The sequence below is a fragment of the Streptomyces sp. NPDC017890 genome (assembly GCF_044328675.1).
Lineage (GTDB): Bacteria > Actinomycetota > Actinomycetes > Streptomycetales > Streptomycetaceae > Streptomyces.
Genome location: NZ_JBIRHU010000010.1, coordinates 89,051 through 105,835 on the forward strand (window position 1 = coordinate 89,051; position 16,785 = coordinate 105,835).

The 16,785-nt window shown below is 71.5% G+C and carries 11 protein-coding genes; 3 read left to right on the top strand and 8 right to left on the bottom strand.

Annotation, left to right across the window (positions count from 1 at the left end):
* The first annotated feature begins 157 nt into the window (after nucleotides 1-157).
* The gene (locus tag ACH4F2_RS15175; protein WP_398133165.1) at nucleotides 158-763 is read left to right on the top strand and encodes a hypothetical protein; all 606 of its coding nucleotides are present in this window, start codon (nucleotides 158-160) and stop codon (nucleotides 761-763) included.
* A gap of 36 nt (nucleotides 764-799) precedes the next feature.
* Here the strand turns inward: ACH4F2_RS15175 and ftsH are convergent, their stop codons facing one another.
* The 6 genes from ftsH to ACH4F2_RS15205 form a co-directional block, all read right to left on the bottom strand.
* Nucleotides 800-2,746, bottom strand: a complete 1,947-nt coding sequence (gene ftsH, locus ACH4F2_RS15180; RefSeq protein ID WP_398133166.1) for an ATP-dependent zinc metalloprotease FtsH — start codon at nucleotides 2,744-2,746, stop codon at nucleotides 800-802.
* Between the two features lie 114 nt (nucleotides 2,747-2,860).
* Entirely contained in the window at nucleotides 2,861-4,411 is a 1,551-nt protein-coding gene (gene ffh, locus ACH4F2_RS15185; protein ID WP_398133167.1) for a signal recognition particle protein, read from the bottom strand.
* A gap of 220 nt (nucleotides 4,412-4,631) precedes the next feature.
* Nucleotides 4,632-7,097, bottom strand: coding sequence for a [protein-PII] uridylyltransferase (locus ACH4F2_RS15190; protein ID WP_398133168.1), 2,466 nt, complete (start codon nucleotides 7,095-7,097; stop codon nucleotides 4,632-4,634).
* Between the two features lie 26 nt (nucleotides 7,098-7,123).
* Nucleotides 7,124-7,462 carry a P-II family nitrogen regulator gene (locus ACH4F2_RS15195; RefSeq protein WP_142192909.1) on the bottom strand — a complete coding sequence of 113 codons (339 nt, stop codon included), beginning with the start codon at nucleotides 7,460-7,462 and terminating at the stop codon, nucleotides 7,124-7,126.
* Nucleotides 7,459-8,805 carry an ammonium transporter gene (locus ACH4F2_RS15200; RefSeq protein WP_398133169.1) on the bottom strand — a complete coding sequence of 449 codons (1,347 nt, stop codon included), beginning with the start codon at nucleotides 8,803-8,805 and terminating at the stop codon, nucleotides 7,459-7,461. Before ACH4F2_RS15200 ends, ACH4F2_RS15195 begins: the two co-directional genes overlap by 4 nt.
* Nucleotides 8,806-9,196: 391 nt before the next feature.
* Nucleotides 9,197-10,690: a hypothetical protein gene (locus ACH4F2_RS15205; protein WP_398133170.1), complete on the bottom strand. Its 1,494-nt coding sequence runs from the start codon at nucleotides 10,688-10,690 to the stop codon at nucleotides 9,197-9,199.
* Between the two features lie 443 nt (nucleotides 10,691-11,133).
* Between ACH4F2_RS15205 and ACH4F2_RS15210 the strand changes: the two genes are divergently transcribed.
* On the top strand, nucleotides 11,134-11,805 hold the full coding sequence (locus tag ACH4F2_RS15210) for a bifunctional DNA primase/polymerase (protein ID WP_398133171.1): 672 nt from the start codon (nucleotides 11,134-11,136) through the stop codon (nucleotides 11,803-11,805).
* 173 nt (nucleotides 11,806-11,978) lie between these two features.
* Here ACH4F2_RS15210 and ftsY read toward each other — a convergent pair whose 3' ends face one another.
* Nucleotides 11,979-13,193, bottom strand: coding sequence for a signal recognition particle-docking protein FtsY (gene ftsY, locus ACH4F2_RS15215; protein ID WP_398133172.1), 1,215 nt, complete (start codon nucleotides 13,191-13,193; stop codon nucleotides 11,979-11,981).
* Between the two features lie 176 nt (nucleotides 13,194-13,369).
* Between ftsY and ACH4F2_RS15220 the strand changes: the two genes are divergently transcribed.
* Nucleotides 13,370-14,821 carry a cytosine permease gene (locus ACH4F2_RS15220; RefSeq protein ID WP_398133173.1) on the top strand — a complete coding sequence of 484 codons (1,452 nt, stop codon included), beginning with the start codon at nucleotides 13,370-13,372 and terminating at the stop codon, nucleotides 14,819-14,821.
* A gap of 473 nt (nucleotides 14,822-15,294) precedes the next feature.
* Here ACH4F2_RS15220 and ACH4F2_RS15225 read toward each other — a convergent pair whose 3' ends face one another.
* Complete coding sequence (locus ACH4F2_RS15225) at nucleotides 15,295-16,713, bottom strand: sugar porter family MFS transporter (RefSeq protein ID WP_398133174.1); 1,419 nt, start codon at nucleotides 16,711-16,713, stop codon at nucleotides 15,295-15,297.
* Between the last annotated feature and the right edge of the window lie 72 nt (nucleotides 16,714-16,785).

A 16,785-nucleotide genomic window follows, 5' to 3' on the forward strand; every position in this document is an offset into this window, starting at 1 on the left:
ACATGTGCGCAGCCGCCGGGGACGGGCCCCCGACGCGGGTGTGAATGGCGTGAAGAAGCCGGGTGAAGGCTTCCGCCATGTCCTCGGGTGGCTCACGGGCCTCTAATCTGGTCCACCGTGCCGGGGGGACAGACACATCTGCCTACAGGAGCCCGTAGTGCCGCACCACAGGACCGCGCTGCGCCTCGCCGCGTCCGTCTCCGTCCTCGCTCTGGCCCTCACCGCCTGCGGGGGCGGAGACGACGCCGACGCCAAGAGCCCGACGAGCCCCGAGGCATCGGCCCCTCCCTCCCGGGAGGCCTCGGGCGGCGACCTGGCGACGGGCGAGAGCGCGACGGGGAAGGTCTCGGAGGATCCCGGCGAGGTCACCTACGACGTCGTGGCGCAGAAGGTGGACGTCGGCACCGAGGCGGAGGCGGCGAAGGCGGTGGCGGACGCGGCGGACGCCGAGGGGAAGGTGCTGGCCGTCGCGCACGTCGCGTACACGCACCGGAGCGGCCCGGCCCTCACCGAGGGCTCCGACGTGCACGACGGCACCACGGTCTTCGCCGACGGGCAGCGCGGCGGCGTCCTCATCGGCGCCTCCGACGACGCCCCGGGCTGCGAGGACCCGTACGACGTGGACGGCTGGAAGCAGGGCGACACCCACGTCTTCTGCGAGACGTACGTGATCCCCGCGAACGCCACGAGCGTGGAGGTGCACTGGGAGGAGGAGGACGGCGAGGACGGCGAGCCCTACGTCTGGAAGTTCCCGCGGTCCTGACGGCGAGGGACCGGGGCTGCCGGGACGGCGGCGCGATCACGCCTCCGGGTCGCCCTTCGTCAGCCGGGTGATCCCGGCGATCCGGTACGCGTCCGCCTCGTCCAGCGTCTCGTTCGCCAGGAGCGCCTCGGCGAGCGCGTCGAGCTGTCCGCGGTGGTCGCTCAGCTTGCGGACGGCCTCCGCGTAACACTCGTCGACGACCCGCCGCATCTCCCCGTCGATGGCGTCGAGGGTTTCCGGGGCGGCGGCGAGCCCGTAGGCCTGCTGGGCGTCGCCGGGGAGGGCGGAGAGCCGGCCGACCCGCTCGCTCATGCCCCAGCGGCCGACCATGCCGCGGGCGATCCGGGTGACTTGTTCGAGGTCGCTCTCCGAACCGGTGGTGATCACGTCGTACACCACCTGCTCCGCCGCCATGCCGCCCAGCGCACCGATGATCCGCCCGCGCAGGTACTCCTCCGTGTACGCGTACTTGTCCGCGTCCGGCGTGGACAGCGTCACCCCGAGCGCCCGCCCGCGCGGGACGATCGTGATCTTGCGAACGGGGTCGGCGCCCGGTCGCAGCATGCCCAGCAGGGCGTGCCCGCTCTCGTGGTAGGCGGTGCGCCGACGTTCCTCCTCGGGCATCACCAGCGGTCGTTCGGCCCCCAGCTGGACCTTCTCCATGGCCTCGGAGAGGTTCGCCTGCGTCACCCGGTCCTGCTTCCGCTTGACCGCGAGCAGCGCGGCCTCGTTGGCGAGGTTGGCGAGTTCGGCGCCGGTCATGCCCGGGGTCGTGCGGGCGACCTGGGCGAGGTCGACATCCGGGGCGAGCGGGATCTCGCGGGTGTGGATCTCCAGGATCGCCTTCCGGCCTCCCCGGTCCGGCGGCGAGACGCTGACCACCCGGTCGAAGCGGCCGGGGCGGGTCAGCGCCGGATCCAGGATGTCGGCGCGGTTGGTGGCGGCGATGACGATCACGCCCTCGGCGCCGGAGAAGCCGTCCATCTCGGTGAGGATCTGGTTCAGCGTCTGCTCGCGCTCGTCGTGGCCGCCCATCCCGGAGCCGCCGCCGCGGGCCCGGCCGATGGTGTCGATCTCGTCGATGAAGATGATCGACGGCGCCACCTTCCGGGCCTCGGCGAACAGTTCCCGTACCCGGGAGGCGCCCACGCCCACGATCATCTCGATGAACTCGGACGCGGACGCCGAGAAGAACGGCACGCCCGCCTCGCCGGCGACCGCGCGCGCGAGGAGCGTCTTTCCGGTGCCGGGCGGACCGGACAGCAGGACCCCGCGGGGCATCTTGGCACCCATGCGGCGGTACGCGTCCGGGTTCTTCAGGAAGTCGACGACGTCGCTGAGCTCGCCCTCCACCTCGTCGATCCCTGCCACGTCCGCGAACGTGGTGCGCGGCTCGCCCGACTCCAGCTCGACCGGCTTGGGCGGTGCCTTGCGGCCGAGCATGCCGCCCGCCCCGCCGCCCAGAGCGCCCCTCATGCGCCGCGCGATGAAGATCCACAGCACCACCAGGAGCAGCATCGGGGCCAGTGAGATCAACAGGTTGACCAGGAGACTGCGCTGCTGGACGACCGGCTCGGCCGTGACGGTGACGTTGTGCTCGGTCAGGTCGTTCCAGAGCCGGTCGTCCGCGAAGGTCGGCCGCTCGGTCGTGAACTTGGTGTAGGTCCCGTCGCCCTCGGGGTTGTCCCGGGCCTTCCTCAGCTGGCCCTGGATCGCGTCGCCCTTGGCGTAGATCTTGCGGACGTTGCCCGCCTCGACCTGCTTGCTGAACTCCGTGTAGGAGATGGTCGGCTCGTCGCCCTCGTTGAAGAAGGAGAGCACGAGGTTGGCGATGAGGAAGACGATCAGCGCGGCCAGGACCAGGTTCCACCAGCCGCCACGCATTCTCCTGCCGCCGGGTGGCGGCTTGGGTGGCTCGTCGGGCGTGCCCTCGGTACGCCAGGGCGGCTCGGGCGCCTTGCGCGGTGGGGACGGGTTGGTCATATCCGGACGTTACGACAGGAAAGCCGCCCGGGCATGTGCGTGTACGGCACTGGGGGCGCCCCTTGACGAGGGGCGCCCCCAGTGCCGTACGGACCCTGCGAACCAGGCGTGCTGTCAGCCCATGAACTTCTTGAACTCGTCCGGCAGCTCGAAGTCCTGGCCGCCCTGCTGGGGCAGCCCGAAGGCGCCGCCGTTCTGCGCGGCCGCGGCGCGGCGGGCGGCCTCCTCCCGCTCCTGCTGCTGGCGCTTCATCGGGTTGCCGGAGCGCTGCTTGCCCTTGGCCTTCTTCTGCTGCTTCTTCTGCCGGCCCGGGCCGCCGCCCATGCCGGGCATCCCCGGCATACCGGGCATGCCGCCGCCCTGCGCCATGCGGGACATCATCTTGCGGGCCTCGAAGAACCGCTCGACCAGGTTCTTCACCGCGCTGACGTCGACGCCGGAGCCCTTGGCGATTCGGGCGCGGCGCGAGCCGTTGATGATCGTCGGCTCCTGGCGCTCGGCCGGGGTCATCGACTTGATGATGGCGGCCGTGCGGTCGACGTCGCGCTCGTCGAGGTTGTTGATCTGGTCCTTCATCTGGCCCATGCCGGGCAGCATGCCGAGCAGCTTGCTGATGCTGCCCATCTTCCGGACCTGCTCCATCTGGGCCAGGAAGTCGTCCAGGGTGAAGTCCTGGCCCTTCTTGGACGCCAGCTTGGAGGCCATTTTCTCGGCCTCTTCCTGGCTGAACGTCTTCTCCGCCTGCTCGATCAGGGTGAGCAGGTCACCCATGTCGAGGATGCGGGAGGCCATCCGGTCAGGGTGGAAGGCGTCGAAGTCCGTGAGCTTCTCGCCGTTCGACGCGAACATGATCGGCTTACCGGTCACCGAGGCGATCGACAGGGCCGCACCACCACGGGCGTCACCGTCGAGCTTGGAGAGCACCACGCCGTCGAAGCCGACACCGTCGCGGAAGGCCTCGGCGGTGTTGACGGCATCCTGGCCGATCATCGCGTCGACGACGAAAAGGATCTCATCGGGGCGGACCGCGTCGCGGATGTCCGCGGCCTGCCGCATCAGCTCCTGGTCGATGCCCAGGCGGCCGGCGGTGTCGACGATGACCAGGTCGTGGACCTTGGACTTGGCGAACTCGATGGAGTCCTTGGCGACCTTGACCGGGTCGCCGACGCCGTTGCCCGGCTCGGGCGCGTAGACCGCGACGCCGGCGCGCTCGGCGACGACGCTCAGCTGGTTGACGGCGTTGGGGCGCTGGAGGTCACAGGCCACGAGCAGCGGCGAGTGGCCCTGCTCCTTGAGCCAGCGGCCCAGCTTGCCCGCGAGGGTGGTCTTACCGGCACCCTGCAGACCGGCCAGCATGATCACGGTCGGCGGCTGCTTGGCGAAGCGCAGGCGGCGGGTCTCGCCGCCGAGGATGCCGACCAGTTCCTCGTTGACGATCTTGAGGACCTGCTGGGCGGGGTTGAGTGCCTTGGAGACCTCGGCACCCAGCGAGCGTTCCTTGACCTTCTTGATGAAGGCACGCACCACGGGCAGGGCCACGTCGGCCTCGAGGAGCGCGATGCGGATCTCGCGGGCCGTGGCGTCGATGTCCGCCTCGGACAGCCGTCCTTTGCCCCGGAGGGATTTAAAGGTGGCTGACAGGCGGTCGGAGAGAGTATCGAACACGGCGGCGTAGGTCCTCGCGTCGGCGTTGGTGTGGGTCGCCCTCCAGGGTATCCGGCCCGGCAAGCAAATCGTCCCTGCCCGCTGCAGAGAGCGGACAGGGACTGGAGCCCCGCGTGGGCGGGGAGCAGGTTGCGTCCATGCCGGCCTCGGAGAACCTGCCCGGATCATCCCCACTTCGGCGGGGAGCACATCCGGTGAAACGCAGGGCACGACCACGCGGTCACGCCCGGAGTGCCTCCTCCAGGGCCCGCGCCACGTCCCCCGCCTCCTCCCCCGGCAGCCGCGCGCCGTCCGGTCCCGTGACGTAGAAGGCGTCCACGGCGTTCGAACCCAGGGTCGACACGTGCGCGCTCCGCACCCGTACCCGCGCCCCTTCCAATGCCCGGCCGAGCCGGAACAGCAGACCCGGCGCGTCCTGGGCGCGGACCTCGATCACCGTGGCCAGCCGGGACGCGGCCGGGGCGACGGTCACGCGGGGCGGGGGCGGCTCCACCCCCCGGCGCCGGGGGTAGGCGGCGTCGCGTTCGGCGAGCCGGCCGGCGATGTCCAGGCTGCCGTCCAGAGCCCTGACCAGGTCGGCGCGCAGTCGGGCGGCCTGGGGCAGGGAGCCGTACTCGGCGGCGACCCGCCAGTCCAGCAGCAGGACCGAGCCCTCGACGCCGGACGGCAGCGGGAGGGAGCGCAGCTCGGCGGTGCGGACGGTCAGCCGGTGCATGGCCAGCACCCCGGCGACGGCGGGCAGCACGCCCGCCTGGTCGGGTACGGCGATCAGCAGCTCCACGCCGAGGGGCTCCGGGTCGGCGACCTGCTCCGCGTCCGCGGCCCGCTCCGGATCAGCCGGCGGCTCGGTCTGGGCGCGCAGTGCCAGCACCGGCCCGCCCGTGCGGAACGCCTCGACCGCGAGCCGCTCCTGCTCGGCGGTGGGCGCGGCGGCCTCGGGCTCCTCCAGCCGGTCTCCCGCGAGCACCGCCGAGACCCGTTTCACCAGGTCGGTGACGAGGGAGCCGCGCCAGGACGACCATGCGGCCGGTCCGGTGGCCAGGGCGTCCGCCTCGGTCAGGGCGTGCAGCAGCTCCAGGGTCTGCTCCGTACGGACGGCCTCGGCGACCGCGCGCACGGTGGCCGGGTCGTCGAGGTCGCGCCGGGTGGCCGTCTCGACGAGCAGCAGGTGGTGGCGTACGAGGGTGGCGAGGACGGTCACGTCCGCGCGGTCGAAGCCGATCCGCGCGGCCACGTCCCGGGCGATGGTCTCACCGGCCACGGAGTGGTCCCCGGGCCAGCCCTTGCCGATGTCGTGCAGCAGTGCGGCGACCAGGAGCAGGTCGGGCCGGTGGACGCGGCGGGTGAACCCGGAGGCGCGCACCGCGGTCTCGATCAGGTGCCGGTCGACGGTCCACAGGTGGACGGCGTTGCGCTGCGGGCGGCAGCGCACCCTCTCCCAGTCGGGCAGGAGCCGGGTGATCAGCCCCTCGGCCTCCAGCGCCTCCCAGACCTCCACGGTGGGCCGGCCCGAGCCCAGCAGGGTCACCAGTTGTTCCCGTGCCTCGGCGGGCCAGGGCGTGGGCAGCGGGCGCACGGTGGCGGCCAGGAGCCGTACGGCGTGCAGGGAGAGCGGGAGCCCGGCCTGCGCGGCGGCGGCCGCGGCACGCAGGGGGAGCACGGGGTCACGTTCGGGACGCGCGGTGCGGGCGAGCACCACCTCGCCGTCCTGCTCGACGACGCCCTCGGCGAGCGGGGAGCGCTCGGCAACCGGCCTGCCGCTGCCCAGCAGGGCGCGCAGCCTCGGCCGCGCGGAGCGCGAGCGCAGGACGCGCCCCACTTCGCGCCAGGTGACGTCTCCGGCGTACGAGATCACGCGCGCCGCCTCGTACACCTGCCGCAGCAGCGTGTCGGCGTCCAGCAGGCCCAGCTCGGCCGCCACCTGGTCCTGCTCCTGCAACGCCAGCCGGTCGGTCGCCCGGCCCGTCGCCAGGTGGAGGGCGTCGCGGACGTCGAGGAGTCGGCGACGGGCGTCGGCGAGGCCTTCCCGCGGGGCGTCGGCCAGCCAGGAGGCGGCGACGGCACGCAGGGCGGTGGCGTCGCGCAGGCCGCCCCGGGCCTCCTTGAGGTCGGGTTCCAGCAGGTACTGCAGCTCGCCCTGGCGTTCGGCGCGTTCGGCGCAGAGTTCCTGGAGCTCGGGGAGGCGTCTGGGCGCCTGGTTGCGCCAGTCGGCGAGGACGGTGGTGCGCAGTGAGGCGGTCAGCCCCAGGTCGCCGGCGAGATGGCGGGCGTCCAGGAGGCCGAGCTGGACTTTCAGGTCCTCGCCCGCCGTCCTGCGGGCCTGCGCGGGCGTGCGTACGGAGTGGTCGAGGGCGAGGCCGAGGTCCCAGACGGGGTACCAGAGCCGGTCGGCGAGTGCGGCGACCGCCTTGTCGTCGCTGCCGTCGTGCAGCAGGAGCAGGTCCAGGTCGCTGCGCGGAGACAGCTCGCCGCGGCCGTAGCCGCCGACAGCGATGAGACAGACGCCCCGGAGCGGGCCGCCCGCCGCGGCGAAGAGACCCGACAGCCAGTCGTCCGTCAGTTCGGCGAGTGCCGTACGGCGCGGCGGCCCGGACCGCGCCTCCTCGGTGAGGAGGCGCAGCCGGGCCGCCGCGTAGCCGCTGGGTCCCGAGTCCTCTGCTTCTTCCGTCACGTCCGTGCTCGTCACCCGGCGACTCCTGTTCGTCCGTCGTGTCAGAGTGCGTCGGGGCCGCGCTCGCCGGTCCGGACCCGTACCGCCGTGTCGACCGGGACCGACCAGACCTTGCCGTCGCCGATCTTCCCGGTGCGTGCCGCCTTGACCACGACGTCGATCAGCTGCTCGGCGTCGTCGTCCTCGACCAGCACCTCGATGCGGATCTTGGGCACCAGGTCGACGGTGTACTCGGCGCCCCGGTAGACCTCGGTGTGGCCGCGCTGACGGCCGTAGCCGCTGGCCTCGGTGACGGTCAGGCCGTGGACCCCGAAGGCCTGCAGGGCCTCCTTGATCTCGTCGAGCCGGTGCGGCTTGACGACGGCGGTGATGAGTTTCATGCGTCCACCTTCTTGTTCGGGGCCGACGCGGCCGTGGAGGCGGCCGGCGCGGCGGCCGTCCGGGCGGCACCGCCGCCGGCGCCGCTGAAGTCGTATGCGGTCTCGGCGTGCTCGGCCTGGTCGATGCCGGCCACCTCGTCGTCCTCCGGCACCCGCATGCCGATCGTCTTGTGCAGGACGAGGGCGAGGATCGCGGAGACGACCAGGGAGTAGGCGAGGACGCCGAAGACACCGGCGCACTGCTTCCAGAACTGGTCCAGGCCACCGCCGTAGAAGAGGCCTTCGACGTCGGACTGGCCCTTGCCGGTGGCGAAGAGGCCGACGAGCAGGGAGCCGAGGATGCCGCCGACGAGGTGGACGCCGACGACGTCGAGGGAGTCGTCGTAGCCGAACCGGTACTTCAGGCCGACCGCCATGGCGCAGAGCGCACCGGCGATGACGCCGACGGCGATCGCGCCGAGCGGGGAGACCGCGCCGCCGGCCGGGGTGATGGCGACCAGGCCGGAGACGGCACCGGAGGCGGCGCCCAGCGTGGTGAACGCGCCGTGGCGGATCTTCTCGTAGGCGAGCCAGCCGAGGACGGCCGCGCCGGTGGCGACCTGGGTGTTGACGAACATCAGCGCGCCGACGCCGTCGTCGTTGCCCAGCCACGAGCCGGCGTTGAAGCCGAACCAGCCGAACCACAGCAGGCCCGCGCCGAGCATGACCAGCGGCAGGCTGTGCGGGCGCATCGGGTCCTTCTTGAAGCCGACCCGCTTGCCGATGACCAGGATGACGCCGAGTGCGGCGGCACCGGCGTTGATGTGCACGGCCGTACCGCCGGCGAAGTCGATGACGCCCAGCTCGAAGGCCCAGCCGCCGGCGCCCCACACCCAGTGGGCGACCGGGAAGTAGACGATCGTGGCCCACAGGGCGATGAACAGCGCCCAGGCCGTGAACTTCACCCGGTCCGCGAGGGCGCCGCTGATCAGGGCGGGCGTGAGGACGGCGAACATCAGCTGGAAGACCAGGAAGACGAAGACGGGGATGGTGTAGCCGTCCCACAGCTCGGTCAGGCCGATGTTGCTGAGTCCGACCCAGTCGGAGTTCCAGCCGACGATGCTGCCGGTGTCGGTGCCGAACGCCATGGAGAAGCCGTACAGCACCCACAGGACGGTGACGATGCCGAGGCTGATGAAGCTCATCATCAGCATGTTCAGGGTGCTCTTGACGCGGACCATGCCTCCGTAGAAGAAAGCCAGGGCCGGGGTCATGAGCATCACCAGGGCGGAGCAGATGAGCATGAAGCCCGTGTTGGCGGCAGAGAGCTCCGTCTCTGCGGCGAGCGTGATGGCTGGAGCCATCGGCGTCTCCTCGTCGTTGGTACGGCCCCGTGCGGGCGAAGCCTGAGCGGGCTGTGAGGGGTGGGCCGGTTATGCGCCATGAGATTGGCGCAGCGCGGTTTCGGTGGACGCCCCTCGTTGTTTCGCCGCCGTGACGAAGGCGCCGTGCGTGTTACGCGTGAGTGAACGGCCGGCTCGCGGGCCGGGTCGCCGATATCGCGACGCGGCCTTCCCGACGGCCGCCGCAGTCATCGAGTGAGCAACCCCCACGGCGAGCAACCGCCTTCGCGAGAGCGGCGCCGGCTTGGGCACAAAAACGCAAACCGGCCGCGGCGGCCTCCGAGTGACCTGGCATGGGGGAGCCGAGTCGGGCAGTTCGGGAGGGCCGGCCGCGGCCGGGGCTGGTGGGGGTTCAGACCGCTTCGGCGGTCTCCGGCAGCTCGACGGCGAGCCGTTCGGTGAGGTCGACGACCTCACCGAGGTCGCCGAAATCGCGTACAGCCGTGTCGACGGTCTTGCGGATGCGGGTGTTGACGCGTTCGGAGCGGACCTTCTTGGCGATTCCCATGGCTTCGAGGGCCAGGACGGTGCTCTCCTCGGGCTCGCGGCGCAGCAGGTGCACGGTGGCCATGCCGATCAGGTTCAGTGCGTACGAGCGCTGGTGCTCGTCGTCCTTGGCGAACAGCTCCACCGCGCGGCGCATCAGCGGCTCGGCCAGGGACGCGTAGGCGGGGCTGCGGCCGGCGACGTAGGCGAGATCGCGGAAGGAATGGCTGTTCTCCCCGTGCAGCTCGGCTTCGGAGAAGAAGCGGATCCAGTCGGGGTCCGGCTCGTCCCACTCGTCGGCCTCGGCGAAGGTGTCCTCGGCCATGCGTACCGCCCGTTTGCAGCGGCCGGGCTGGCCCATGTTGGCGTAGGCGCGGGCTTCCATCGCGTACAGCATCGACTGGGTGCGGGGGCCGGCGCAGTCCCGGCTGCCGTACTGCGCGAGGTGGATCAGCTCCAGGGCGTCGTCGGGCCGGCCGAGGTGGATCATCTGGCGGCTCATGCTGGAGAGGATGTACGAGCCGAGTGGCCGGTCCCCCGCCTCTTTCGCGGCGTGCAGCGCGAGGACGAAGTACTTCTGCGCGGTGGGCTGCAGGCCCACGTCGTACGACATCCAGCCGGCCAGCTCGGCGAGTTCGGCGGCGACCTTGAACAGCTTGGCCCGGGTGGCGTCCGTCTGGGGTTCCTGCAGGAGGTCGGTCACCTCGTGCAGCTGGCCGACCACGGCCTTGCGGCGCAGGCCGCCGCCGCACTGGGCGTCCCAGCGGCGGAACATCACCGCGGTGGACTCCAGCAGGTCAAGCTCCGGCCTGGACAGACGGCCACGCGCGCGCGTGGCGGGCGCGGGCTCGCGGGCGGACACGGGGGCCGGGGGCGCGGGGACGAGCCAGCGCTGCATGGGCTCGATGAGGGACGGGCCCGCGGAGAGGGCGAGCGAGCTACCGAGGAAGCCGCGCCGCGCGAGCATCAGGTCGCTGCGCGAGAACTCGCTGAGCAGGGCCACGGTCTGCGGGCCCGTCCAGGGCAGGTCGACGCCGGTCGCGGAGGGCGTCGGGCGGGTGGAGCGCAGGCCCAGGTCCTCGACGGAGACGACGACGCCGAAGCGCTCGGAGAACAGCTCGGACAGGATCCGCGGGATCGGCTCGCGCGGGTTCTCGCCGTCGAGCCAGCGGCGCACGCGTGAGGTGTCCGTGGAGATGTGGCCGGCGCCCAGCTGGCGTGCCCGGCGGTTGACCTGGCGGGCCAGCTCGCCCTTGGACCATCCGCTGCGGGCGAACCAGGAGGTGAGCAGCTCGTTGGGGCGCTTGTCAGCAGGCGACGCGCTTGCCGCGCTCGTACCGCTTCCGCCGTTGCCGCTCACTGGAACGCCCCCATCCCTGAGACCATCTGTCGCCGAGTGCGCCAAGCCCTATCAGAATGCCGGTGGTCACGGTGGCCCGTCCGGCGGATGCCATCCTCCGAACGGGAAGCCGAGTTGCCTCCGGCATACCCACAAGTGCATGTGCCCCAAGGCTCCATGCACACAAAGTAATCCGGTGATCACGGTCTGGCCATGGCGATTGCGGAATCGCCACCATTCGCCACCCCTTCGGATGAACCCCCCGTGGCGCGCACACGATTCACTTGACACAGGCCAACCGGAAGTCGGCGCAACGGTGCACACCAGGGCGTGCACGGTCGGGCACACCACCCGGAGTGCTTCCGTACGCTGCGTGAACCGCGTCGGACTGGGGAGTTGGAAACAGAGAGTCACGTTTCACGTCCGCTGCGTAACCGCCGCTGCGTCGACCCGTTGGAGGGGGCATGGGCTTCACGATCGGCATCGGCGGCAGTCGGGGCATGCGCGACATCCACTCCGGCGCGCGCCGCCGGGGCCGCGCCGCGGAGCGCACCGTCGTGGCCGAGTTCACCGGACTGTGGGGCTGGGCCGTGGTGCCGGGGGCCCGGGCCGCCGCGGGCGCCTGCTCGTGCGGCCGGCGCGACTGCCCGGCGCCGGGCGCGCATCCGCTGGACTTCGCGCCGGAGGTGCCCGCCGGTGCGACGCTGGACGAGGCCGGCGAGGCCTGGGCCCAGGTCCCCGGCGCCGCGGCGATGCTGCCGGTCGGACGGTCCTTCGACGCCATCGAGGTCGCCGAGCCCGCCGGGCTTCGGGCTCTGGCCCGACTGGAGCGCATGGGCCTCCCGCTCGGCCCGGTCACGGCGACGCCGCAGGGCCGCGCCCACTTCTTCGTCGCCCCCGGCGCCGCCGCCGAGCTGCCCCGGCTGCTCTACCGCATGGGCTGGGACGACCCTTCCGCCCTGGACCTGCGCGGCCTCGGCCCCGGTACGTACATCACCGCCCCGCCCTCCGACCGTGGCGGCCTGGGCCCGGTGCGCTGGCTGCGTCCGCCGGCCCTCGACTCGGCGACCAGGCCGCCGGCGGCACGGCTGCTGCTGGGAACGCTCGCGTACGTGGCCCACCGGTCGCGGGCGTAGGCCTCCCGGCCGCGAGCGCCGGGCACCACCGGCCACTCCCGCATCGTCGGCACCACTGACACCGGCGCCATCCGCACGCTGCAGCGCCCGCCCGTCAGAACGGGCGGGCGCTGCAGCGTACGGATGGCGGACCGCCCGCCCCCGGTGCGCGCACCGGATTCCGGGCGGCCGGTTCACTCGCCGATAAGGGCATCCACGAACGCCGCGGGCTCGAACGGCGCCAGGTCGTCCGCACCCTCGCCGAGCCCGATCAGCTTGACCGGCACGCCCAGCTCACGCTGTACGGCGACCACGATGCCGCCCTTGGCCGTGCCGTCCAGCTTGGTCAGCACGATGCCGCTGATGTCGACGACCTCGGCGAAGACCCGCGCCTGGATCAGGCCGTTCTGGCCGGTGGTGGCGTCGAGCACGAGCAGCACCTCGTCCAGCGGCGCGTGCTTCTCCACGACCCGCTTGACCTTGCCGAGCTCGTCCATGAGGCCGGTCTTGGTGTGCAGGCGGCCGGCGGTGTCGATGAGGACGACGTCGGAGCCGATCTCCTTGCCCTCCTTGACCGCGTCGAAGGCGACGGAGGCGGGGTCGCCGCCCTCCGGCCCGCGCACGGTGTGGGCACCGACCCGCTCGCCCCAGGTCTGGAGCTGGTCGGCGGCGGCGGCACGGAAGGTGTCGGCGGCGCCGAGGACGACGCTGCGGCCGTCCGCGACCAGGACGCGGGCGAGCTTGCCGGTGGTGGTGGTCTTGCCGGTGCCGTTGACCCCGACGACCATCACGATGCCGGGCTTGCCGGCGGCGGGCTCGGTCTTGACCTCGCGGTCCATGTCCGGGCCGAGGAGTGTGATCAGCTCCTCGCGCAGCAGGCCGCGCAGCTCGTCGGGCGTGCGGGTGCCGAGCACCTTCACACGCTCGCGCAGCCGCTCGACCAGCTCCTGGGTGGGCTGCACGCCGACGTCGGCGGTGAGCAGCGTGTCCTCGATCTCCTCCCAGGTGTCGTCGTCGAGGTGCTCCCGGGAGAGCAGGGTGAGCAGGCCCTTGCCGAGGGCGTTCTGCGAGCGGGAGAGGCGGGTACGGAGCCGGACCAGACGGCCGGCGGTGGGCTCGGGAATCTCGACCTGCGGGATTTCGAGCTCTTCGACGACGGGCGGCTCCTCGACGGTGGCGGGAGCGGTGCCGCCGTCCGGGAGGTCGACCTCCTCTATCGTCCGGCGCGTTTCGTCGCGCGGCGTCTCGGCCTCGTCGCCGACGTGCGGCTCGGCCGGGGGTGCGGTGATGTCGGGCGCGGCGGGGGGCGGCGGAGGCAGCTGCTTCTTACGGCGACTGCCGACGACCAGCCCGCCGAGCGCGCCGATCACGACGACGGCGATGACTACAGCAAGGATGACGATTTCCATAACCCGTCCAGTATCAGCCATGGGTCCCCGGAGTCCGCCTCTTGTGACTTCCTCCGAAGGACAAAGGCCCCTGGAAGGTAGGAGTCGGAGCAAAGTACGATGGAGGAGGCCACGTCAACGCGCGTAGAGTCCCGACCGCCCCCTCCTCTCCCACGATCGAGGCACGGACCCCCCACATGAGCAAGACCGCCGAGACCGAAGGTGCCCTGGAAACCCGTGGCATCGAGCAGGTGCCCGACCACGAGCGCACCGCCCGGACCCGCGAACTTTTCCCGACCTGGGTCGGCGCCAACATCAGCGTGCTGCTGCTCACGATGGGCGCGAGCCTCGTCGTGGCGTACCGCCTCAACTTCTGGCAGGCCCTCGTCGTCGCGGGCGCCGCACCGGTCGTGTCGTACGGCCTGGTCGGGCTGATCGGCATCGCCGGCAAGCGCGGAGGCGCTCCCGGTATGGCGCTGTCCCGGGCCGTCTTCGGGCAGCGGGGCAATCTGCTCCCGGGTTCGCTGATCTGGATCGCCCGCTGGGGCTGGGAGACGATCAACGCGGTGACCGGCGCCTACGCCCTGCTCACCGTGCTGGACATCGTGTTCGGCGTCCGCGCCAACGGCGTGCTGGGCATGGTGACGCTGCTCGCCTTCGTCGTGGCGACGTTCGCGATCTCCGGGCTGGGCATCAACGCCGTGCAGAAGTGCAACAAGTACGCGGCATACCTCTTCGGCGCCTTCTCGGTGCTCGTCCTCGGCTACCTGGTCGTCGACACCGACTGGTCCGCGGTCTTCGACCGCTCCGCCGGATCGGTGGCCGCGATGATCACCGGCGTCGGCCTGATCGCGGCCGGCGGCGTCAGCTGGATCCCGTCCGCCCCGGACTTCACCCGGTACCTGCCGCGCACGGCCTCCTCGAAGGGGATCGTGGGCGTGACGATCGGCGGCGCCGGCATCGTCGTACTGCCCATGGTCCTGATGGGCATGGTCATGGCCGTCTCCACACCCGACCTCGCCTCGGCCGCCGACCCGGTGTCCTTCCTCGGCGAGATCCTGCCGACCTGGATCGCGGTGCCGTATCTCCTGATCGCGCTGATCGGCATGCTGCTGATCAACTCCATGTCGATGTACTCGGCCGGCTTCACCGCGCAGACCCTGGGCATCAGGGTCCCGCGGCACTGGGCGGTCTCGGTCAACGCCGTGATCTCGCTGATCTTCGGCGGCGTGCTGATGCTGGTGGCGACCAGTTTCATGGGCTCCTTCATCGCCTTCCTGTCACTGCTCGCGGTCGCCTTCTCCGCCTGGGTCGGCGTCTTCGGCGCGGACATGCTGCGCGGCCGGGAGTACGACGGCGAGGCGATGGCGGACACCACCCGTACCAGCGCCTACTGGTACCGGGGCGGCTTCTCCCCCGCCGCCGTCGTCGCCTGGGCGGTGGGCCTGGCCGCGGGTCTGATGTTCACCACGTCCGACTGGTTCACCGGCCCGCTCGCCACGAACAACTTCGTCGGCGAGTACGGGCTGGGCTGGGTGGCCACGGTCGTCATCTCCGGTCTGCTGTACGCGGTACTGCCGAAACCGGCACTGACCGTCCCGGCGGCCCCCGTGGAGACGGCCGGCCGGCCCGAGACCGCCGCCGTCTGACGTACGCCGGACGACGCCCCCGCTCCCCTCGCGGACACGACGGGAGCGGGGGCGTCGTCGTACGTCTCCGCCCGGACCGCGGCGACAGCCGTTGCCCGCTCGGCCACGGGGTGCCTGCCCGCGTCCATGAGCCTGCTCGTCGATGTGTTCGTCGTCCGCGAGCCGGACGGTTCCCTGCGTTCCGGGACGAGGACGCCCACGACTCCGGCGGAGTGGCCGGCACCGACCACCGAGGTCGGTGCCGGAACAGCGGAGCCGGACCGAGGACCGTCTGCGCGTCATCGAGGAGCCCGCCCGGGAGGCCCTGGAGATCGGCGGCGGGATCGTCATCCGGTGAGCCCGGCCGCCGGGCGTTCACGTACGACACCGCCGCCCCCGGTCCGGGTGGTGACCCGGACCGGGGGCGGCGGACAGTACGAGGAGAGGGGCAGCGGGGACTTGGCCCCTTCTCCCCGAGCTCGGGAGTGGGGCGGTCAGCCCATCTCCTCCAGGGCCTTGCCCTTCGTCTCCGACACGAACTTCAGGACGAAGGGGATGGAGAGCCCGGCGAAGATCGTGTAGATCACGTAGGTGCCGGAGAGGTTCCACTCGGCCAGCGACGGGAAGCTCGCGGTGATGGCCCAGTTGGCGATCCACTGCGCGGAGGCGGCCACTCCCAGCGCGGCGGCGCGGAGCCGGTTCGGGAACATCTCGCCGAGGAAGACCCAGACGACCACGCCCCAGGACAGGGCGAAGAAGAGGACGAACAGGTGGGCGGCGATCAGGGCGACCCAGCCCTGCGTGGCCGGGAGCTTGCCGTCGACCAGGTCGAAGGAGAACGCCCAGGCCTCCAGTGCCAGGCCGATCACCATGCCGACCGAGCCGATGAGGGCGAGCGGCTTGCGGCCGATGCGGTCCACGAAGATCATCGCGATCACGGTGCCGACGATGTTGATGATCGACGTCGTGAACGAGTAGAAGAACGACTGCGTCGGGTCGACGCCGACCGACTGCCACAGCGTCGACGAGTAGTAGAACGCGACGTTGATGCCGACGAACTGCTGGAAGACCGACAGGCCGATGCCGATCCAGACGATCGGCTTGAAGAAGAAGCTGCCGCCGAGCAGGTCCTTGAAGGAGGACTTCTCCTCGCGGTGCATGGCGTGCTCGATCTCGGCGACGCGGGCGTCGAAGTCGACGTCCTTGCCCTCGACCTCTTCGAGGATCTGCTTGGCGCGCTCGTGCTTGCCGACGGAGACCAGGAAGCGCGGGGACTCGGGGATGGCGAAGGACAGCAGGCCGTAGAGGACGGCCGGGATCACCATGACGCCGAGCATGACCTGCCAGGCCTCCAGGCCCATCAGCTCACCGCGCTGGTCACCGCCGGCGGCGTTCAGCAGCCCCCAGTTGACCAGCTGCGAGACGGCGATGCCGACGACGATCGCGGCCTGCTGGAAGGAACCGAGCCGGCCGCGGTACGCGGGCGGGGAGACCTCCGCGATGTAGGCGGGGCCGATCACCGAGGCCATGCCGATGGCGAAACCGCCGACGACGCGCCACATGGCGAGGTCCCACAGCGCGAAGGGCAGTGCGGAGCCGATGGCGCTGATGGTGAACAGGACGGCCGCGATCTGCATGCAGCGGATGCGGCCGATGCGGTCGGCGATGCGGCCGGCGGTCGCGGCACCGATGGCACAGCCGATCAGCGCGATGGCGATGACCTGGGCCAGCACCGCGGAACCGACGTCGTAGCGGTCCCGGATGGCCTCGACGGCACCGTTGATCACGGAACTGTCGTAGCCGAACAGGAAACCGCCCATCGCGGCCGCCGCCGCGATGAAGATGACGTGCCCGAGATGCTCGGGGTGAGCCGTCCTGGCTCCTGAATTGGGTGCCTGCGATGTGCTGGCCACGTGTACTCCTCGGGCTACCGGCAACGCTGCCGGGGTGGTTCGCCTTCGAGATGCCACTGAAAGGGACCTGAA